Annotated in this window: 16 protein-coding genes; 8 read left to right on the forward strand and 8 right to left on the reverse strand. The window is 39.2% G+C overall.

What is annotated here, in order from left to right:
• Positions 1–10 precede the first annotated feature (10 nt).
• The 4 genes from Q8P68_05120 to proS all read right to left on the reverse strand — a co-directional run bounded on the left by Q8P68_05120 (position 11) and on the right by proS (position 5,194).
• Positions 11–1,084, reverse strand: a complete 1,074-nt coding sequence (locus tag Q8P68_05120; protein ID MDP4008542.1) for a hypothetical protein — start codon at positions 1,082–1,084, stop codon at positions 11–13.
• A gap of 15 nt (positions 1,085–1,099) precedes the next feature.
• Entirely contained in the window at positions 1,100–2,089 is a 990-nt protein-coding gene (locus Q8P68_05125; protein ID MDP4008543.1) for a hypothetical protein, read from the reverse strand.
• A gap of 81 nt (positions 2,090–2,170) precedes the next feature.
• Complete coding sequence (locus Q8P68_05130) at positions 2,171–3,718, reverse strand: S-layer homology domain-containing protein (protein MDP4008544.1); 1,548 nt, start codon at positions 3,716–3,718, stop codon at positions 2,171–2,173.
• A gap of 39 nt (positions 3,719–3,757) precedes the next feature.
• Positions 3,758–5,194: a proline--tRNA ligase gene (proS, locus tag Q8P68_05135; GenBank protein ID MDP4008545.1), complete on the reverse strand. Its 1,437-nt coding sequence runs from the start codon at positions 5,192–5,194 to the stop codon at positions 3,758–3,760.
• Positions 5,195–5,355: 161 nt separating this feature from the next.
• On the opposite strand from proS, the gene Q8P68_05140 reads away from it, so the two are divergent.
• Positions 5,356–5,616, forward strand: coding sequence for a hypothetical protein (locus tag Q8P68_05140; protein MDP4008546.1), 261 nt, complete (start codon positions 5,356–5,358; stop codon positions 5,614–5,616).
• Here Q8P68_05140 and Q8P68_05145 read toward each other — a convergent pair.
• Genes Q8P68_05145 through Q8P68_05155 form a run of 3 tightly spaced genes read right to left on the reverse strand, consistent with a single transcriptional unit; the run spans position 5,613 to position 9,338 of the window.
• Complete coding sequence (locus tag Q8P68_05145; protein MDP4008547.1) at positions 5,613–7,466, reverse strand: hypothetical protein; 1,854 nt, start codon at positions 7,464–7,466, stop codon at positions 5,613–5,615. The genes Q8P68_05140 and Q8P68_05145 overlap by 4 nt on opposite strands.
• Positions 7,467–7,474: 8 nt before the next feature.
• On the reverse strand, positions 7,475–8,722 hold the full coding sequence (locus Q8P68_05150) for a cell division FtsA domain-containing protein (GenBank protein MDP4008548.1): 1,248 nt from the start codon (positions 8,720–8,722) through the stop codon (positions 7,475–7,477).
• Between the two features lie 43 nt (positions 8,723–8,765).
• On the reverse strand, positions 8,766–9,338 hold the full coding sequence (locus tag Q8P68_05155; GenBank protein MDP4008549.1) for a hypothetical protein: 573 nt from the start codon (positions 9,336–9,338) through the stop codon (positions 8,766–8,768).
• 62 nt (positions 9,339–9,400) lie between these two features.
• Between Q8P68_05155 and Q8P68_05160 the strand changes: the two genes are divergently transcribed.
• The 7 genes from Q8P68_05160 (at position 9,401) to Q8P68_05190 (ending at position 19,691) form a co-directional block, all read left to right on the forward strand.
• On the forward strand, positions 9,401–10,249 hold the full coding sequence (locus Q8P68_05160; GenBank protein ID MDP4008550.1) for an alpha/beta hydrolase: 849 nt from the start codon (positions 9,401–9,403) through the stop codon (positions 10,247–10,249).
• Between the two features lie 259 nt (positions 10,250–10,508).
• Complete coding sequence (locus Q8P68_05165; GenBank protein ID MDP4008551.1) at positions 10,509–11,561, forward strand: HNH endonuclease signature motif containing protein; 1,053 nt, start codon at positions 10,509–10,511, stop codon at positions 11,559–11,561.
• Positions 11,562–11,654: 93 nt separating this feature from the next.
• Positions 11,655–13,265, forward strand: a complete 1,611-nt coding sequence (murF, locus tag Q8P68_05170) for a UDP-N-acetylmuramoyl-tripeptide--D-alanyl-D-alanine ligase (GenBank protein ID MDP4008552.1) — start codon at positions 11,655–11,657, stop codon at positions 13,263–13,265.
• A gap of 4 nt (positions 13,266–13,269) precedes the next feature.
• Entirely contained in the window at positions 13,270–14,520 is a 1,251-nt protein-coding gene (locus Q8P68_05175; GenBank protein MDP4008553.1) for an aminotransferase class I/II-fold pyridoxal phosphate-dependent enzyme, read from the forward strand.
• Between the two features lie 6 nt (positions 14,521–14,526).
• Positions 14,527–15,528, forward strand: coding sequence for a peptidoglycan bridge formation glycyltransferase FemA/FemB family protein (locus Q8P68_05180; protein MDP4008554.1), 1,002 nt, complete (start codon positions 14,527–14,529; stop codon positions 15,526–15,528).
• Between the two features lie 439 nt (positions 15,529–15,967).
• Complete coding sequence (locus tag Q8P68_05185; protein MDP4008555.1) at positions 15,968–18,913, forward strand: S-layer homology domain-containing protein; 2,946 nt, start codon at positions 15,968–15,970, stop codon at positions 18,911–18,913.
• 94 nt (positions 18,914–19,007) lie between these two features.
• A complete protein-coding gene (locus Q8P68_05190; protein MDP4008556.1) occupies positions 19,008–19,691 on the forward strand; it encodes a Bax inhibitor-1 family protein in 684 nt (227 codons plus the stop codon).
• A gap of 94 nt (positions 19,692–19,785) precedes the next feature.
• Here Q8P68_05190 and Q8P68_05195 read toward each other — a convergent pair whose 3' ends face one another.
• Complete coding sequence (locus Q8P68_05195; GenBank protein MDP4008557.1) at positions 19,786–20,385, reverse strand: hypothetical protein; 600 nt, start codon at positions 20,383–20,385, stop codon at positions 19,786–19,788.
• Positions 20,386–20,541 lie beyond the last annotated feature (156 nt).

Consider the following 20,541-nt stretch of genomic DNA (forward strand, 5'->3'; position numbering starts at 1 on the left):
TAAGTTAAATTTATTCCGGCCTCCAACAAAATGCATAAGCACTTAGGGAGCCAGGTACAATCGGGCCGGGTGGTCTTCTTGCGTAAGATTTACAACCCCTGTCTGAGATTTGTTCTTCTCCTAGGTATGGAGCACTGGAGACGGTAGGATTAGGTGTGATTACGGCTCCTCCACATCCGAGCCGTATAGATGGCGTAGGGTTTAGTGGGCAATAAATTATAGCTGAGATAATTTGTAAATCAGGGCGTTGGTTTCCATTTGGATATGTTTGAAGCATTGATAGAGCCGGATCACTAGTTTGTAAAAAAAATTGTTCCGATAAATCACCTGTAGCTGAAAAATTATCTGCAAATACATCATCCAAGACAAGGTCTCCATTATTCATCTGTACAACAGGGTCACTTACGGGCCCACTCAAATCAGCAAATGTTATTGGCTCATTTCTTGAGGTTATGTTACCTGTGATTTCAACATCATCTTTGAATTTAGATTTATTCTCAGTATAAAAAGCCCATGGAATACCTTTTGAAATACGAATAAAGTCATCGAATAATGAATTGTTTGGGCTATTTGGCAATGTCGAGAAATTTATATCATTTTCAACGGTTGGATTGAGCGATGGGTCGTATTCAAGGTATCCTGCGAATCCACGTGCCGTGCCTGTACCACCTGTTGCTTGAGTTGCCGTGACTCTACCTTCTACTCCGACCCTTCCAAATAGCCCCTCGCCTTGGGTTGGGCTAGCTTTTAGTCCCATATAATTCCCTAGGGTATACAGACCTGCATTTGCTGAATTTATATCGAAGCCAAAACGGAGTGGTAGCAAATTACCATTTTCATCGGTTGTAAAAGGATCTGGTAAATCGCTGTTGAATAGAGTCTGCCCTATTGAGTTTATATATAGATCACCATCTACATCATCCATATCGTACCCAATTTTGAAAGCTGGGAAATTCACTACTGTGGTATTGGCGGATGGAGGGTTAAGTGCAAATGGAGCAACCGCTATTGCAAAGGCAGCTCCACCAAGTATCCCGGAAATAATCAGGAATAAGTTAACGCTTTTTGAAAAAGTTTTTTTCATAAGGTACTATGAGGTTTAATTTAGATTAAAACAATAAGGTACAGAATATAGTGTGAAATCAGATGCTCCAGGAGGAACGGAGGCATAGGATGTGCATGAACCACCTTTGAGATTTGAAGAAGGTACGGCTCCACGGTAAGGGGCATAAGAGTTAGCTCCGGTAACGTATCCGGAGCAGCCGACTAAATACGCATTAGGAGCGCAGGAGCGAGTAGCATTGAAGATATCAAAATCAGCATAACTTGAGCTACTAGCATTGTCTAAAACGATTGCATCCGGATCTCCGATTAAAAGACGATTATCCAGATTATCTATATTTGAGAAATTCAACACATCAGTTTCAAGATTCCCATTTACATTCATATTTCCGGAGACAGTCGCGTCAGCAGCGATCGTTACAGCAGAGGTGCCATTTTTTATATCACCATCAATTGTAACCGTATCACCGAGGTATGTATTACCGGTAGTATAAAATGCATATGGCGTCATTGGAACGTTAGCGGGTAGTGGCTCGTATTCTTGAAACACCCCTGGCGTTGCGGCATGCTGGATATACCCAACAAATCCTTTCATTATACTCGGAGCCCCTGTTTGATTGCCTATTATTACTCGACCTTCAACACCGACCCTTCCGTATTGATCCGGGTTTTTTGGTATGATATTTACGTCGTTGATACCGGCGACAGGGTTATATGGTGCAGATACATGGAGCCCACCTTTGCTTGAACCTATATTGAGTCCATATTGAGGGTCGTTATAAGAATCGGTTAATGTCCCGGTATGGATATCCATCTTCCCATCATTATCAATACTCACTCCATTGTTATCAGAATCAGTAGCTCCTCCGGCTATATCTAAACTGTGTACGGTAGGGGAGATCGCATCGCCACTAAGGGGTGGAGGTAAAGCGACCGCAAACACGAACTGTGCCAAGAAAATCAAAAAGAAACCACATACGAAAGATAGGTAGGTGATGATGTATTTATTCTTTGGGATTTTTAGCATATGTGTGTTTGTTTGGAGGGCCTTTACATTAAAGCGAAGTTTATGCTTTCTCGCAATATTTTTTAATTGAGTTATTGTTGTTTAATTCGTTTTGTTCAATTCTCCAACTTGATATAACATTTTTGAGATTTCACCAAATGTAATTGGGTCATGTGGACCGAAGTACCCGGTGTCATATCCGCTAACCAGTTCGTTTACAGTACCGGTATCTACATATTGAAAAAACCATTCACTCTTTGGGACGTCCGGGTAAAATTGAAAACCTCCACGAAGGATATGAACGTTGAATGCTCGGAGTATCATAGCCAGAGTTTCACTGCGACTTATAGATGAGTCAGGGTGGAACGATCCGTCCGGATAGCCTTCAACTATGCCAAGTTCCTCCGCTTCAAGAATATATTTATAGTTTGGGTTAGAGCTTCCAACGTCTGAAAATCTTGGTTCATATCTTATTGTAAATACATTAACTCCAAGTTTTTTTAGAATCATTTTGATAACTTCGCCTCGGGAAACAGGTTTGTCCGGATTAAAATCATTATCATATCTGGTAGCTATGATACCGGCATCATTAAGCATTTTGAGATACGGCGAAGCCCAGTGCAATTCGATGTAAGCGATAGCAGTCCCGATCCGGCCATCTTTATCACGTACATCCATGCGGATTTTTTGAGTCCCGGTTCTTTGGTCCGGATGATTGAACTTGAGAAATTTCCTATACCCTATGCGTGCGAAACCGGAATCATATATTATATCATCCGGCCCGTTGTAATCTGTATCCCATCTAAATTCCAAGCTATTGAATTCGGTTTCATCATCAAAACTTTTTTCTCCGGAGAAACGGAACATAGTATCAAATGTCCCAATTTTCGGTTCTATATCGAGTACCGCAACAGGGATAGTGTTTTCTAGGATTTCAAGATTTCTAGTAAATTCACTTCTTTCATTGTTTGGATCTTTTACTTGCAATGTTATTTTTTGCATACCTTTGACTCCATATCCATAAGTGTAAGAGGCGAAGGTGCGGCTAGACCAATCTGTATCGTATACCTTGTCTCCGTTGAAGTCCCAGCGATATTGAAGTCTTTGTGATTTGTATTGATCATCAAATGATTCATTGGCATTGAATCTGAATATTTGTGCAGGAGAACCTTTATCGGGATCCATAGTAAAAAACGCAGTCGGCTTTGTATTGCGAACGATTTTTATAGTTTTAACCGTATGGTCAAATTGCCCAGACCCATCTTTTACCGCTAATTTTACGTCAAAAGTTCCCATATCCCAAAATACTTTACTTATGGTTGGTTCAGTTAAAAACCCGGTATCATAGTTTCCGTCACCATTAAAATCCCACCTATATAATAGGGCTGTTTTTTCAGGGTCTCTTGAGGTTCTGGCATCAAAGAAAAATTCCGTACCTATTATACCTTCGGCTATTTGCCCCATACCTACATTTGTTTTTACAATAAATTTAGCTTCAGGCGGAAAATTTGTAGGGTCATCATTTACATTTGGAGTGTATGTTCCCTGCGCTAAAGCATTTTGACTAAACATCAAAGCCACTGTCAGCACTGACATAGATGCCGTGGCAGCCAAACCAACCCTAAATAAATCTTTGAAAATAGCCTTCATGTTTTTTGTATTTATTTTCGCTACCAAATATACACTAATCTAGTAAGACTTCGCAAATAAAACTCTTTGGTTTGCATCTTTTCCGGAATAGAAACATTTTTGACCTGTTACGTTTTCATCTTCAATTATTCTAATAGTTGCCTTGGTTTCATCTTGCACGCGCTCTTCGAGCGCGCCATCTCCGCACCAATACACTCTGACGAATCCTGGTATATCTTGTTCGATAGCCTTTTTGAAGTCATCCATATTGTCAACAGTGTGGGTGTTGGCTTCTCTAAAATCCAAAGCATCTTTATATAAGTTCTCTTGAATTTCATCTAAAAGTTTTTGTACATCTTCTGCGTCGAATTTGCTATGTATCTTGTGTGTGATTTTTTCTTGAGTGTCTCTACGTGCCAATGTAAATTCACCGTTTTCGAAATCGCGAGGGCCCATCTCAATTCTAATCGGAACGCCTTTTACTTCGTATTCGTTGAATTTAAATCCCGGGGACACATTGTCGCGGTCATCCAGATGTACTCGGATATTTGCTTCCCTGAGATCTTTTTCTATTTTATTGAATATGTCGAGAACTTTCTTTTTGCCTTCATCATCTTTCCAAATAGGGATAAGCACCACCTGTATTGGTGCGACAGTTGGAGGCAGTCTCAGTCCTTTGTCATCTCCCAAGCACACGATCAATGTCCCGACAATTCTTGTAGAAACTCCCCATGATGTTTGCCATGCATGTTTGAGTTCTCCATCTGTATCTTGAAATTGAATTCCGAATGCTTTTGCAAACGTCTGTCCCAAATGATGAGAAGTTCCGGCTTGAATTGCTTTACCGTCTTTTGCGAGAGCTTCTGTTGTCATAGTATATAGAGCTCCTGCGAAAGTCTCTTTGCGAGATTTTTTACCGGTTACAACAGGTATGCACAAAAATTCTTTATCGAATGTCGCATACATATTGAGAGCTTTTTCTACAAATTCTGCCGCATCCTCTGATGTCGCATGTACAGTATGTCCTTCTTGCCATAGAAATTCTGTAGTTCGAAGGAATGGTCGAGTTCGCATTTCCCAACGTACAACATTCGCCCATTGATTCAGAAGTAATGGCAAATCTCGGTGGCTTTGAACCCAGCGAGAATAAGTGTCGTAAATAATAGTTTCAGAAGTAGGGCGCACAAATAGATTTTCTTCCAGCTTTTTGCCACCTCCATGAGTGACAACTGCACATTCGGGAGCAAAACCTTCTATATGATCTTTTTCTTTTGTCAGAAAACTTTCCGGTATAAACATTGGAAAATAACAATTTCTAACTCCGAGGGCCTTGATACGTAGATCCATCTCTCTTTGGATATTTTCCCAAATTGCATAACCCCAAGGTTTGATAACCATACATCCGCGTACCGCAGAATTCTCTGCCATATCAGCTTCTTTGATCACGTCCAAATACCATTTTGAAAAATCTTCACTTTGCGGAGTTATACGAGCCATACTTCTTAAGTTAATAAATTTAAGTCAACAACCTTAATTCTTTGGCATTCTACTGAAAAGTATATGTATATGACAATACGGTTTTTATGTACATGGAAATATTGACAAATTTCAAATTAAGCATAAATTGCAAGTGGAGTTTATTTTATAACATTTTAAACATGGATGCGGAAAATGATAGACCGGTTGATCGAAAACGTACTGAGGATGAAATAGAAGTTAGAGTGAAAGATGGTGATATGCATTTTGGAGGAAGTCCATATAGAGGTAAGGTTGAGCAAAAATTAAGAGGCTTCGAACTTACTTTATCGGACGTTGAGGATCATTTAAGTCGTATTGGTGAATTAGCTCATTCAGAACGTGCAAGAACTGTGCGAGTTAGGATAGCAGATGTATTGGCAGGTAAAGAGCAGGCTGCTTAATTATTACTTTCGGTGTTTTCAGAAGACACATTTATAGCTTCGCCTTGGATTACTTCTATTTTAATGTTCTCTGGGACAGCTGGTAGGTTAGGGGCCCAGCTTGGCCATGTACTTATGTTCACTTTGTTTATCTCCGGGAGATTTTGGATGTAGTCAGCGGCTTCTTTTTTACTTTTGCCGATGACATGTTCTTTTATTTTTTTAATAAGCCTTTGTCCGGTTTCACTGTCCGGATTGATGTCGAATTCTTCGATGCCTTTTATTGAGGCGGTTATTTTTATAATTCCGGTTTGCTTGTCTATATCAGCTATGTCATAAGCAAATGATTGATCATATATATATACGAGTCGTTTATCAGGGCTTTTGTGAGTCTGTAAATCTTGACGAAGGATGTTCATTACTTCATTGAAATTGTATGCGATTCCGGTGACTTTGACCTCTCCTGATACGTCAAATTCTTGCAATTCTTTATCGATGAGGTCAGGTGCGACGGTGTATTTGGGTTCTGAGAAGGTTAGTACAAATGAATCCTCCATTAATTTTAAATTGGTGTTTTTGAGACTGTTATCCATCTCGATTTTATCTCGTAGCGCACTGACAGCATCAGATTTCATGACTTCCAATAACTTTTCTTTTGAGGCACTTATGTCTTCCTTCACCACTCGTGGTGAACTTATGCTTTCTCCACCTGTAAAGTTGAATTTACTCTCTCCATAAAGTAGATTTTGACTTTCTTTGGAAAGGCCCGGTACGAAAAAATGAGAAGGTCCTATATTACCTTTGTCACCTATAACTTGTCCGTAGGCATCTTCAATATCAGCAACGACACTTACAGCGAGTTCTCCCGGTACGCTGTCTGCATAAGCACTTCTATTCTCGCGTATCTTCGGAATCTCTCTGCTAGCTGGGATTATGGCATCCGTTTTTATACGGAATACGAGGCCATCCTCTGTTTGGAATCGAGTATCTTTTACGAGTGGCCAGTTGTGATTACTTTTATTGATTATAGTTATTTCCCCGGAAGAATTTGATCCTTCAAAAAGGTGTCCTGTAGAACTATATTGTATTGTTTTATTGATTGTTTCTTCTACTTTGTAGGTTTCTATAATATTGCCTGGAGAGGTGCTAAATAACCGAGGGTTACGTGTTTTGTCTGCAAGAGTTATATTTACACTTCTCTGTAGAGTGTTTGGGCTTGTTGTGAGCTCGATCAGAGCTCCGGGCAAAGCAAAATAGGCGATCAAGGTAAAGAGTCCAATACTTGCTATGATCAATGTTGAGAATGCTCGCTTGCTCGGTGTAACGAATACTAGTTTCCTGTCATTTTGTTTCCCGATTTTTTCTGTGATCTTAGTTATATTTGTCAAAAGGTCGAACTTGCTACTTGCATTGTCGCGGGTTTTTTTAACGATTTCTATTATAGATAATTTTTTTAGTCTGCGCCGTTTTGGGTCATCATCTAGCTTTTCATTGCTTAGCGCCACCATTGGTTCGTGGACGTTTGTTTTAGTTTTTTGGGTTTGCGTACCTATAAGGTCAGCATCAAGAGAGTCAAAGCTTTTTATCTCGGCTTGGGCGGCAAGTTTCAATCCAACTGTATCTTTGGTTACGATAAAGAGCTCCTTATCAATATCAACAAGTTTTTTATTTATTATTTTTAAATTAACAATACTATGAAAAAGTGCGGCCCGTTTTGGTACAACTAAGTATATTTTTTTATTTGGTAGATTTTTGACGCAGTCAAAAATCGTAGTTATTTCATCATCGATTTCTATATAAACTATCTTTTTTTTTATGGGTGGTCGAACTTTATGGCCACTGCTTATTGGCTTTTCCTCTTCGTTGGTCATTTTTTTTGTTAACTTGTAATCCTTACTACTTTTCGTAGTAAGCTTGATAATACTTTTTCTTCTCCGGTGTATTCTATTCCAAGGTGGGCAAGTGCCATTGGAGTTATATCCTGCTGGTCTACTATTTTACCGGTATCATCAGTTAATGAAGTTATATATTTGGGCTTCATGAAGCTTATCTGTGGCTTGCGAGCAAATGGTAACTTTTTATGCCAGTCACGTGATTCAAGGGCTTCTTTGATTTCCGGAAGTTTAGAGCCACCACCTGAAAGCAATATTCTAGATGGGAAAGTTTCGATATTTTCAAATTCACTTAGTGTGAGTAAAACTCCGGCAAGCCATACTTCGCTGTCGCTCCGCATGGCCTCTCGCACAATCTTACTGGATTGTTGTTCGAGCTGCTCCTCTGAATAGGCGATTTTTATATCTTCGGCTTCATCAAAAGATATGTTCAATTCTTGACTTAATCTTTTGGTAAAACTCCTTCCGCCAAGGCTAAACATCTTTGTTCCTTCGAGACTGCCATCTGCAACGATTGCAATATCCGTAGTGCCACCTCCGATATCTATAAATATAGTGCTCATATGTCCGCCATCTTCATTTGGTATGGATCGTGAGATTGCATATGGCTCAGAAGTTATTGCAAGTAGCTCCATATCTAGTTCGGCAGCTATGGTTTGCAAAGCACCATAATGAATTAATGGTGAAAATGCATTAAATACATTCATAGTTATTTCCTTCCCTTCAAACCCTATTGGGTTTGAGACTTTGTATCCGTCTATGCGGACATCAACGATTGCCGCATTTACGAGTTTGACATCTATCTCATTGTAACCGGTTTCATATGCGAGTTCTTCACGAGCTTTGTCGTAGGCTTTCCACTGTACTTTGTGTACGATATTTTTTAGCTCATCTATATTTATCTTTGTTTCCGGTGATTTGCGGATGTAGGTGATTTTTGTTGTGATACCTTTGACAAGTTCGCCGGCAACGCCAAGTATCAATTGGCCCGGCATAACGTCAGCAATTCTTTCCGCATTTTTGATAGCGGTATTACAATTTTTAATAACAGCAGCTATGTCGGTAATAGCGCCACTTTGCATGTCGCCCAATTTTTGACGACATTTACCAATTCCTATTATTTTACCTTTGTTGCCATCGGTCTCATATATCAAAGCTTTTACGGATTCTGTCCCGATATCTAGGGCGAGTACATGATATTTTTCCGAGCGATTTTTCTTAAAAAGATTAAGCATGGGGGTGTTGAAGGTAATATTGAATAGGCTCCAAGGGGACTTTTTATGAAGTTGGTACAACTTCAGTTTCACTTTCTGCCTCTGTAGCTGTCTCTGCCTCTACTTCTACTTCTTCCGGCTCATAGGTTCTTATGTATTCAACTGACTCAATACACGTTTGTTTAAATTCTTCATTCTCGGTAATTTGTTCACAAATGCTATTGTCTAGGCTTGCTACGGCAACTTTTCTGAAACAAAATTCTTTATCTTTGCTGCGCGCTATCTCCGAGCAAATCTCTGCATCCTTATTTTTCTCGGCTAGATTTGATAAACATATATATGTCTCAATTTCATTCTCATTATCAAAACATAGGTCCTTGTGATCAAATTTCACAGCGACGTTCCGTATGCATGTATTACGAACTCCATTTTCTATCTTGTCACATGTTTTTAGTGCCGATTTCTCAGTTTCTTTTTCAAGAGCGATTTGCATCACGCAACTCCCTTGGGTTAGTGCGCTTTGATAATCTGTATTGCAGGCTTCGATTCTTGCGTTGTCAGTGCCACATGCAGACAAAATAAGTGTGGTTACGATAATAAGTGGTAGGATGTAAACGGACATCGAATACTTTTTCATCTTTTTCAAGGTTAGAATTATGATATAGTCAGTACAGGAGTTTTACCTATTATTCACTCTTTATGCAAGTTAAATTAAGTGCAAATAATATGCCAATAAATGACAAATTTGAGAAGTATATAACATATATTGAGATAGATGGCATGAAGATAAGATATGCATCCATTGGTTCTGGTAGGCCACTTTTTATGCTGCATGGGTGGGGTGGGGATTTGCATTCGTGGAAGCCACTGGCAGGATATTTGTCGAAGAAAAAGTATAAGATATTTAGCTTGGATATGCCTGGCTTTGGCAAGAGTGCTATGCCAAAAAAAGCTTGGTGTATCGCTGATTATTCAGCTTTTATTGAAAAGTTTGTACAAAAAATTTATACAAAATATGGGTTGAAAGGAGGGTATAATGTTGTAGTTCACTCGTTCGGAGGCCGGGTTATTCTAAAATTATTTGAAACACCTGGAGATTTAAAGTCTCCGACTTTAAATCGAATAGTGTTTATTGCTCCAGCCGGTATTAAGCATAGTCTCTCATTTAGTAAGAGAGTCCTGCAAAATATTGCAAAGTTCGGTGCCGGTATTTTCGACTTACCACCACTTCGTTTGTTTAAGCGTTCAGCTCGTAAATTAATGTACGGAATCTTGCGTGTACATGACTACGAAAACACATCAGGCGTGATGAGGAAAACATTCTTAAACGTTATAGGCGAGGACTTAACCGGCAATCTTGAACAAATAAATTGTCCAACATTGATAGTTTGGGGCACTGATGATACTTATGTACCGGTTTCTGACGCATACATTATGGATGATAAAATTAAAAATTCCAGCTTAAAAATAATAAAAGGTGGTCGTCATGGGATCCACAAAACCCACGCAAAAGAAATAGGTGGTTGGATTGATGAATTTATTGGTTAGAACAGGTTGGGTTTACGAATGGGCATTAAATATAGTTGGTTTTTTGTGGAATGCAGCTTTGCCAGACCCACCTTAAGGGTGAATGAAGCGCCACCATGTAATATTTCTAAAAATCGTCCAGTCAAAACGTCGTATTATGGCTTCTGGGCGCGCATTTTTGAGACTTTTATGTTGACTCAAAATGGTGAGCGTATGGTAAAATTCTCGTAGAGAAATAACTGATTTTCTCCTTCAAAAGCAATTTCATAATTACACGCTCATGAACCAATTCAAAACAATTTTTCAAAAACAAAATGAAACACAAACATCTAAAGAGCAAATCAACACTCTGCATCTCGAATTCCAAACATACGGTCTCAATGCGAAAGAATGGATACAAAAATGTAAGATGTTACTTCCAAAAATTCAACAACAAGAAGTGTGGCGAGCCAAGGGATTTGCAAATATTTATGAATATGCGCGCGTGTTTGCTGGTATGAGCACGTATGCGGTCGATGATGCTCTTTGGATTATGAAAAAGCTTGATAACAGGCCGATGTTGCAAAAAATTGCGCAGCAAAAAGGGATAAATGCAGTGCGTCCGGTGCTGACAATCGTGACCGAAGAAAGTGAAAAGTTTTGGGCGACCAAGACGATGACCATGAGTAAAAACACTTTGGAAACATACGTAAAAGAATACAAAGGTGAAGTGCGGAATATTCCTGTAGAATCAGCTGTGGATAACGGAAAAGAAACCATGAAGTTAGAAAATGAACCACCGCAGGAATCTTGTACTAGTACGAGTCAGAGTCCTAAAAACCGCATAACAAAGTCAATTTATATGAAATTAAATGTGAAAACGATTGAGAGATTGAAAAAAATAAAAGGTGAGAAGGAGTGGGATGAATTTCTAAATTACATGTTGGACTCTGTGGAAAAAGGTCAGAGTGATGGGGGTTGTGCAAATTTGGATAAGCTTGCGAATCAAGCGTTTGAAGAGCCAAAACCTGAGCCCGTAAATACCGGAAAACGTTATATTCCTGCGAAGATTAAGAAATATGTTGTTGCAAAAACAAGTGGGCATTGCGCATATCCGGGATGTAGCAAGCCATATGAAATTTTGCATCACACCGAGCGCTTCGCGCTCGATGGAGCTCATGACCCAGATACCTTAGTGCCACTTTGTAAATCGCATGAACGGCTTGCGCATGCGGGACTAATCGAAGGTGAAGAAGGTGGTGTAATAAATTGGTGTGTCAGGCTAAATGAGGAGACAAAAAATGCAAAGTACAAAATCGATAAAAAAGTGAATCTGTACTATGTTAGAAAGTAAGGTGATCACAAGATAAAAACATGTCGCTCAATTAATCATACTCATGCTAGTATACGGAGTGAATGATAGTGAGGAATATTTTAAAGATTAACTATGTTTACGTTTTTAATACTTCTATACATCTTCTCAAGTTTGAATGGGGCGATATACTACACATACTTGTGGCAGTTGAAGGAGTATCGTCTCGATAGGATGATTGACTCTATGAGGACAAGGTCTGGACTACATAAGATCATGCCAAATTTTCAGATTGTTAAGGTCTTATTATTGGCTATTGGAATAGGTCATTTTTTCTTTGTAAAAGATATCGGTATTTTTTCTTTTTATGCATTATTGGCGCTCTCGCTCGAGTTGTTGGAATTTTTAACTCGAGTAATTTCAAGGCAAGTTTTTCGTCCGAAAAAAACTACTAAGGCATTTTTGATTACAGCGGGAACATTTTTCTTGATGATGATACTCGGTCTGATCGTAAATTATTCTGTCCTAGAGATAGGGAGAGTTGCTTTGTATATACTTGTTATAAGTATTTTGGTGGGTGACTTGAACTCATTGGTTGTATTTTTGTTTCATCCGATAACTGCGCATATGAAGCGTAAGGTTATTTTAAATGCGAAACGGAAGATGGCTGCGAATAAGATGAAAGTTATAGGAATAACCGGTTCATACGGTAAAAGTAGTACAAAAGAATTTTTGTATCAGATTTTGGAGTCGCACTATAAAGGGAAGGTTTTTAAGACTCCCGGAAATACAAACGTAGATATAGGAGTGGCTCAGGAAATCTTGAAGGGACTTAAAACAGAACATGAATATGCGATCATCGAGATGGGTGCATACAAAAAAGGTGAGATCAAAGCGATATGTGACATAGTGCATCCGGATATAGGTGTCGTTACGGCTGTTGCCGACCAACATCTCGCATTATTTGGTTCATTAAAAAACATACAAGAGGCGAAATATGAGTTGATAGAATCGCTTGGTGATGATGGGGTGGCGTTTTTTAATAATGATAGTGAAGGGGCGAGCGAGCTTTTGAAATGGGCGAGCGGAAGTGACAAAAAGATTATTTCTTATGCCTGCGAAGGTACTGCGAAAGTTATGGCCTTGCATGTAAATGTCAAAGAGCGAGAAATTGATTTTGATATTCATGGCGTGCAATTCATGGCACCTGTATTTGGTAAGCAAAATTTACCAAATCTACTTTCGGCAATTTCGGTTGCACATGAATGCGGTATGACTTTGCAAGAGATATCAAAGGCGGTTCGTAAGATTGAAATGCCTGACGGAATTATGTGTTTAAAAGAATCTGTTTCACGTGGGGCCGATATTTTTGTGATAGATGATAGTTATAATGCGAACCCGGATGGTGTTCGTGCGGCTCTCGATTATTTGGCGAATTTCAAAGGTTATAAAAAAATACTTATTTTCCCGGGTATGCTTGAGCTTGGTGCAAAAACAGATATTGAGCATATAAATGTTGGAGAAAAGATCAGGGCAATTTGTGATTTTTCAGTATTTACATCGGAGGATTTTTTGAAACCGATTATGATTGGGCTTGGCCAGGATTATGATGAATCTAAATATATTTTTAGTGATTCCGCAGAGGTGATTTTACAAGCAATAAAGGGTGTTTCCGAGAATGAAAAAGCTGTGATATTATTTGAGAGCCGTGGCGCTGAGGCTGTAATGCGAGAACTTTTAAAATAACGTAATGAAAGAAAATATAAATATAGCATTGTCACCGAATTCTACTGCCAAGGACGTGAAAGAAGCGGCTAAGCAGTTATTTCTTCCATGGAAATGGTTGGCGTGGCGGAGTGGTCGAAATATTTCAAAACTTGAATCAGAGTTCTGTGGATATTTTAAGGTGCCATATGCATTTGCGCTTAATTCTGGGCGTGAGTCTCTTTATGCAATTTTGCAGGCGCTAAAATTTGCAAAGGGAGATGAAATTATTTTGCAGAGTTTCACATGTATGGTCGTTGTAAATTCTATTGTTTGGAATGGGTTAAAGCCTGTTTATGTCGATATTGATGCGAGTGATTATAATATGAATCCGGATGAATTTGAAAAGAAAATTACGAAACGTACAAAAGTTGTAATGGTGCAGCATACTTTCGGTGTGCCTGCGAATATGAAGAAAATTCAGGAGATTTGCAAAAGACGAAAATTGATTTTGATAGAGGACTGCGCTCATGCGATGGGTGCGAAATCAAACGGTAAATATGTTGGGACTATTGGAGATATAGGTTTTTTTAGCCTTGGTCGTTCAAAGGTGATTTCATGTGTTAGCGGTGGAATGATAGTAACAAAAAATGAGAAATATGCGGGAGCGATTAAGGAAATTTTGAAATCTTCGGAATATCCGAGGAACTTAGTGACTGCTAAAAATTTATTTCATCCTATCGCAATGGAGTGTATAAAAAAGTTGTACAACAAGGGTGTTTTAGGTAAGGTTCTATTGGTTGGTTTGCAGAAGCTTAAGCTGCTAACTATGGAAGTTGAAAAGAGTGAGAAGAGTGGTGAATTTAAATGTCCATATCCACTCCGAATGAGTAACGCATTGTCAGCGCTCGCTCTCTATCAATTTACAAAGCTAGATCAATTTAATACTCATCGTCGAAATTTAGCACAGAAATATTACAATAAACTTAAATCTAAAAAAGGAATTAAAGTGATTGATCCTAATAAATATAAAGGTGCGATATTTTTGAGATATCCGGTTTTAATGCCAACAAGAAAAGATATGGATGCGATATTACGTAAAGCAAAAAAATCCTCGATTATTCTTGGAGATTGGTATGCGTCGCCTATTGCACCGCCGACATGTGCGATGGAAAAAACTTTTTACAATGATGGGGATTGTAAGGTCACGGAGGATATATGTTCTAGGGTTGTAAATTTGCCGACATACAATACACTGGACTTGAAACAAGCGGAGAAAATCCTTAAACTTTTTTAAAATAAAATGTACGAAATAAAAAAAATAGAAAATAAGGATGAATACGAGAGGGGTCGGAGGAGTACTGAGACGTCTTTTTTGCAATCGTGGGAATACGGTCAGTTACAAAAAGATTTAGGGTATGAGCCACTTTATCTTGGAATCTTTGAGAGTGGTAATCTGATGCAGAGTCTTTTATTTATACTTTTTAGAGCGAGGAGGGGGACTTATCTTTTTTGTCCTTATGGCGTTCATAGTGAAAAACAATTTGAATCTTTAATTCCATTTTTAAAGAAATATGCGACTGCACACAAAGTCGACTTTATAAGACTTAGTCCTCTGCTTGATGAGACAGAAGAGAATAAGGCGTTATTTAAGAAATATGGGTTTAAGGGAGCTCCGGTGCACATGGTGCACCCGGAGCTCTTGTGGCTCCTTGATATATCTGGCACAGAAGATGAGATCCTTGCACAGATGCGTAAAAACACTAGGTACGGTGTGCGCCGCGCAGAAAAAGATGGTGTATCGATAAAATCCGGCGCAACGCAGGAGCTTCTTGATACTTTCTATGCGATTCATGAAGAGACCGCAAAAAGACAGGGGTTTGTGCCATATAGCAAAAAATTCTTAGATGCACAGCGGAGGGTTTTCGCCCCTTTGGATAAGATAAAAATCTTTATCGGTATGTTCGAAGGTAAGGCTATTTCAGGAGCGGTAATTATGTATTATGGGGACGAAGGGGCTTATCATCATGGAGCATCTCTTACAGAATATAACAAAATTCCTGCATCCTACTTGATTCAATGGGAAGCGATCAAAGAGGCGAAGAGCCGTAACATGCATACTTATAATTTTTGGGGAGTAGTGGATAATGCACCAAAACATCCATGGGCGGGTTTGAGCTTTTTCAAAAAAGGATTTGGTGGAGAGGGGCGGCAAATATTGCATTGTCAGGACCTTCCAATTACAAAAAAATATTGGTTGAATTGGATCGTAGAAACGATCAGGCGTATTAAACGTGGTTATTAAGCCTGTTTTCAGACTAAATCGGTACTCCCGTTGGTACGCCAAATCCTCGCCCCGTCTCTTTAAGTTCGCATGCTGATATTGGTGAGTTGACGCAGGTATGTTGACGTAACTTTTTTGAAATAAAAATGGCTTCCTTGAGCCATTAAATGAACCTAAAAGTGTTCACGTGCACACTTTTCGTACGTTATTTCGTACGTTTCTTACCCACATGCACACTTTTAGGACAGTGTAGTTGAGACGTTGCTTTTGTAAGCGGAATTTGATGGCTCCGAACTTGAGAGAGCGATTTAATTCTACCACGGTGTCCTAAATGTATGTGTACTATATACCTATTACTATATACCTATTTAGAAGACGGCACTTGCGCGCCGGCTCTTTTTATGTTATGATTACCAGATACTTTATTGATTCTAAAAACATTTCTTTAACCCAAAACAAAATGTCTAACAAAAATCAAAAAGGACTTAAGGTGGTTCTAATGGTTACTGGCCTGATGTTCGCATTCCTTATGCTTGCGATTCCAATTACGATGGAGGCCTTACATGCAAATCTTTTTAATGCCTTTGATGAAATTACACTTTTTTCCACAGGAGGTGGTGTAGTAGAAGAATTTAAAGAAGGTATGAGCGAAGAAGAGATGCGTGATCAAGATGAAGAGATGAAAAGAGATGAAGAAAGGCGTCGTCAAGATGAAATAAAGAGGAGAGAAGAAGAGATGCGTGATCAAGATGAGATGAAAATGAAAGAAAGGATGCGTCATCAAGAAGAATCTGGAAATGGGTCTTCAGATCGATCTACTGATGCTCAGCCTCTTGATAATAAGAGGCCAGTTGTTGATAACGGTGGAACTATGAATGCAGATGGAAGTGATAGAGTTAGCTGTGAGGATAAAGTTAGAGAGGATGCGAAGAGAAATGGAATAGATATGAATTCACATTCTTTGAGTGAGGATCAGCTAAGGACTCTTCAAGCAATTAAGCTTAGACACTGTGGAGAGCAAGATAATGCAGATGGTAGAGATAGAATGGTTGTTAAGCCAATGCCAAGGACAAATCCTAACGGTGAAGGGTTCACTCCTACGCCAATATTAATCAATGGTGGCGAAGATTGTAAAGATAAAGTAAGAGAGGCTGCCAAAGTGATGGGTCTTGATATGAACTCGAGTAATTTAAATGAGGATGAGATTAGACTTCTTGATGCAATTAAAAAAAGATACTGTGGAGGTCATAACGCAAGAGGTGGAGTAGAAGAATTTAAAGAAGGTATGGGTAGGGAAGAAGGGATGCGAATGAGAGATGAAGAGGAGCGTCGTCAAGATGAATTCGGGAATGGGTCTCCATCTTTTAAACATATGGATAATAGTGAAAATAGAGGTGGTGGAGATTTATCAAGATTCAAACATATTGGAGAGGATTTGATACGTGTGGCAAAGGAGGCGGAGCGTGAACATGAGGTTATGGGGCATGACTTTCAAAGGAGAGGTGGAGGTACTGAGCTGTTGAAAGAATTGAAGCAACTTGTAGAAGATTCTAAACTCTTAGGTCTTGAATTTGATGAAATATTTAAGAAATGTACGCAGATGTCAGGAAAAGATGGAGAAAAAGATGAAGCATATCTTGAATGTGAAAAAACATTGGAATCATTTCAATTAAAAGGTGATCTTATCAGGGTTAGAATGGATGCTATTCGTTTCGAGAGAGAGGTTGAGAAGTTTGAACATCAAGTAGAAGGGTATGAAAGAGAGGCTGCTAGAGTTGGTGTGACTCCGGCCACCGATGTGAAAGGAGTTTTGAGTAAAGTGCAGTCTCAAGTTGTGGAAATAGTAAGTTTGAAAGACGAGCTTGTATCGATCGTTGAGTCTATGACGTCGGGTGTGGACATATACGATATGATGGATCGATACTGGGATGTTCATAAGAAATTCAGAGACGCGGTTGATAGCGTACACAGCTCGAATTATTGGGAAGTTCTCGGGCCGGAAGCTTGGCATCAATTAAATGCCAAGAAAACACAAGATTACAATGCTGATAGTTTTCAGGCAGTTCGTGCTAAGGTTATGAAAGTAGAAAGATGGGTGCAAGACCGTGAATCTAAAGGTGAAAACGTAGGCAGTTTTTCAGAGCTTATAAAAAAGATGTATGGCCTAATCAAAGAAGGTGAAGATGCTACTTCGAAAGGTGATCTTGATACCGTTGACCTGATTTGGAAAAAAGTTGAGAGACTTGGAAATGAGTTTATGAAAGAAGTAAAAAGCCTTGGTATTGATGATTCATCTTTTGATGAAGATCCTCGAGAGGATAGAGGCGACCGTGACGGAGATGATCGTGAGCGTCGTCCCGAATTTCAATTGAATGGCGGTGGTTTCGTGCCAGATGTAAAAGAGCAGTTTAAAAATACAGTAGGTAGCCAGGATGTGCTCAAAATGGTTGATGACTTATCCGACAGTGATGCAAAAGTTATTTTGAAGAAAATGCTTTTAGTAACAGAAGCTTCACTCCAGGATGTCGCAATGATTCGTGACTTAGGCGTAGATAAAGAGGTGTTTGATCGTACAGTTAGGAACGTTGATATAGATAAATTTGCTGCAAGAAAACGAGATATAATTCCTGACGCCATGTTTCTATTTGAAAAATTGGATTTTGAAAGATTGGATAAAGAGCCTGCTTTCAGACAAGATTTAGAGAGGATCAAAGAAATTGTGCTTTTAGACAATTTATCTGAACAAGCGACTGGAAGAGTGAAAGCTAAGATACAAGATTTCATTACTCGTGATAACCTTACTGAGCATGACTTTAGTAATTTGAAGCATTGGTTGGAGGGTGAGAAAAAGGCTTCCAGGCGTGAGAAGTTTGAGAATGGTGAAATAGTATTCAAGGACGCTGATGATAATGATTGGTATTATGAACCAATGAAATCCTTTTCTGAGAAAGGTATTATCATAGGTAACAATGGAATGGTGCGTCCGGGAGATCCTACAAATGGCGCTGAATTTGCTAAGATGATAGTTACGGCTGCGAAGATAGGTGATGATAAAAAGATGGCTGCGAAGACAGGCGATGAATGGTATGAGCAGTACTTATCCAGATTAAAAGAGGCTGGAATATTTTTTGATACTGAACCGTGGGGGCTGGTTACTCGTGAGGTTGTAATCAGTACACTTGTGAAAGCACTTCAGCTTGAGGTCGAGGGGGTTGCTGAACAAGTTTTCAGTGATATTCCAGAGTCGCATCCTGCATTTAAGTCTGTGTTTATTGCTGTGAAATATGGCATAGTTGATAGCAGTAAGGAGAAGTTTAGAGTAGATGACTTTGTCAACCGTGCAGAACTTGCAAAGATGTTGAAGAAAGCTTTGGACGTTGTAGAGATAGAAGGCAGCATAAGATAGATCTCTGTAAAAAATTCAACTTTAATCGAGAGGCCTTCCATAAGGCCTCTCTTTTATGTATCTTTGTAATGTATTAAAAATAACTTAAAACAAAATGGAATCACCAATCTCAACAAATGGTATGCAAGGGGTTCAGTCTGCGGATGCGACGTTTATTAACAAAGTCTATTTCTTTTTTGGTTTAGCAATTTTGATCTCTGCCGGAGGAGTGTATTTTGGTACTGATTACGTGATGGGGATGATAATCGGAGCTCCATGGATGCTTTTTGTGGTATTTGGATTAGAATTGGCATTGATATTTACGTCTAGGATGTGGAGTACAAGAAGACCTCTAAATTACATTTTATTTGCCTTGTTTGCCCTTATGTCAGGTATTACGGTAGTTCCTCTGATAGCTAGTTTTGCGCTCGAATTTGGGGGCTATGAGGTGATTATAAAGGCTTTGGTTGCAACGACATTTATGTTTACTGCAAGTGCTATAATAGGTAGGACGACCGGTAGAAATCTGCAAGGTTTATCTGGCATACTCATGATGGGTATCATAGGTATGATTATTATTGGAGTTCTTAACATATTTTTTCCATGGGGAAATGGATTTGAGATGATTTATTCCGGCTTTGGAGTTCTGCTTTTCTCAGCATTTGTAATGTACGATATTCAGAAGCTAAAACATTATCCGGAGGATCGTTATATAGATGCAGCCTTAGCTCTATATCTAGATATTTTTAATTTGTTTATAAGCATACTCAGATTGATGGGAGCTCTCAGGAGAAATTAATCAAATCTTAAAGCTTCACCATACCCTGTCACCTTCAGGAAGCCTCTGCCCAACTTTCGTCCAACCACTTTACTTTCCTCACCACCGGCAACTTTCACTCGTCCCACCACCTCGTCGCCTCACCACCTTCACTCGTCCCACCACCTGGCAACTTTCCCCCCTTCATCAGAAGAAACCTCTCGTCCATCGAGTGCGCGATGTCATGATGCGCTTTGCAGAATGGCGCCATGAAATATGGATTGTGGCTATGGGTAAGCTCAAATCGCGCCGTGTGATGAATCTGTTCAGCGTTTTTTCCGCAATTCCGCACCGCACATTTTGTGCCGAATTCTTTTTTCAAAATTCCCTTAACTTTTCGTGGTACATATCTTGAAATCTCTTTTTTAGCTATCTCTTGCGCAATCTCTTCTTTCTCCTCCGCGATTTCCTGATTTCTTTTTTGTAAAAATTCATTGAACAATTCGTCTATTTTAAGCCCTTTTTCTTGCAATTCCAAAAGTTGGTTAAGCGTATTTTCGGAAAGATTAAGTTGAATTTTTTTGTGCGCTGACCCGTTTTTCACCACATTTTCAACTCTCATCCCACAATCCACCGCCATCGCCTCAACTTCTCCTTCACTCGTTTTATCATCCTCGATCACCCCACCACTCTGGATCGTCCCACAACTTATTTTCTCACCTCCAAAAGTGTTCACGTGAACACTATGGAGAATTTTGTGGGCTAAAAAGTCAAAATTTCGTAAGTGCCAGTTTTCTGTGTTCCAAATAAAGCAAATCTGTTTTTGTAGGCTCGCGATACATTCCCGCATGTGTAATCTTATGATGAAGCTTGCACAGCGCTATGAGATTGT

Source organism: Candidatus Peregrinibacteria bacterium, from assembly GCA_030700255.1.
In the GTDB taxonomy this organism is placed as follows: Bacteria; Patescibacteriota; Gracilibacteria; order UBA1369; family JABINC01; genus JABINC01.

Bases quoted from the DNA above. Each gene is read 5' to 3' on its own strand.
- Q8P68_05120 (MDP4008542.1), bottom strand. From the start codon at position 1,084: ATGAAAAAAACTTTTTCAAAAAGCGTTAACTTATTCCTGATTATTTCC.
- Q8P68_05125 (MDP4008543.1), bottom strand. From the start codon at position 2,089: ATGCTAAAAATCCCAAAGAATAAATACATCATCACCTACCTATCTTTC.
- Q8P68_05130 (MDP4008544.1), bottom strand. From the start codon at position 3,718: ATGAAGGCTATTTTCAAAGATTTATTTAGGGTTGGTTTGGCTGCCACG.
- proS (MDP4008545.1), bottom strand. From the start codon at position 5,194: ATGGCTCGTATAACTCCGCAAAGTGAAGATTTTTCAAAATGGTATTTG.
- Q8P68_05140 (MDP4008546.1), top strand. From the start codon at position 5,356: ATGGATGCGGAAAATGATAGACCGGTTGATCGAAAACGTACTGAGGAT.
- Q8P68_05145 (MDP4008547.1), bottom strand. From the start codon at position 7,466: ATGACCAACGAAGAGGAAAAGCCAATAAGCAGTGGCCATAAAGTTCGA.
- Q8P68_05150 (MDP4008548.1), bottom strand. From the start codon at position 8,722: ATGCTTAATCTTTTTAAGAAAAATCGCTCGGAAAAATATCATGTACTC.
- Q8P68_05155 (MDP4008549.1), bottom strand. From the start codon at position 9,338: ATGAAAAAGTATTCGATGTCCGTTTACATCCTACCACTTATTATCGTA.
- Q8P68_05160 (MDP4008550.1), top strand. From the start codon at position 9,401: ATGCAAGTTAAATTAAGTGCAAATAATATGCCAATAAATGACAAATTT.
- Q8P68_05165 (MDP4008551.1), top strand. From the start codon at position 10,509: ATGAACCAATTCAAAACAATTTTTCAAAAACAAAATGAAACACAAACA.
- murF (MDP4008552.1), top strand. From the start codon at position 11,655: ATGTTTACGTTTTTAATACTTCTATACATCTTCTCAAGTTTGAATGGG.
- Q8P68_05175 (MDP4008553.1), top strand. From the start codon at position 13,270: ATGAAAGAAAATATAAATATAGCATTGTCACCGAATTCTACTGCCAAG.
- Q8P68_05180 (MDP4008554.1), top strand. From the start codon at position 14,527: ATGTACGAAATAAAAAAAATAGAAAATAAGGATGAATACGAGAGGGGT.
- Q8P68_05185 (MDP4008555.1), top strand. From the start codon at position 15,968: ATGTCTAACAAAAATCAAAAAGGACTTAAGGTGGTTCTAATGGTTACT.
- Q8P68_05190 (MDP4008556.1), top strand. From the start codon at position 19,008: ATGGAATCACCAATCTCAACAAATGGTATGCAAGGGGTTCAGTCTGCG.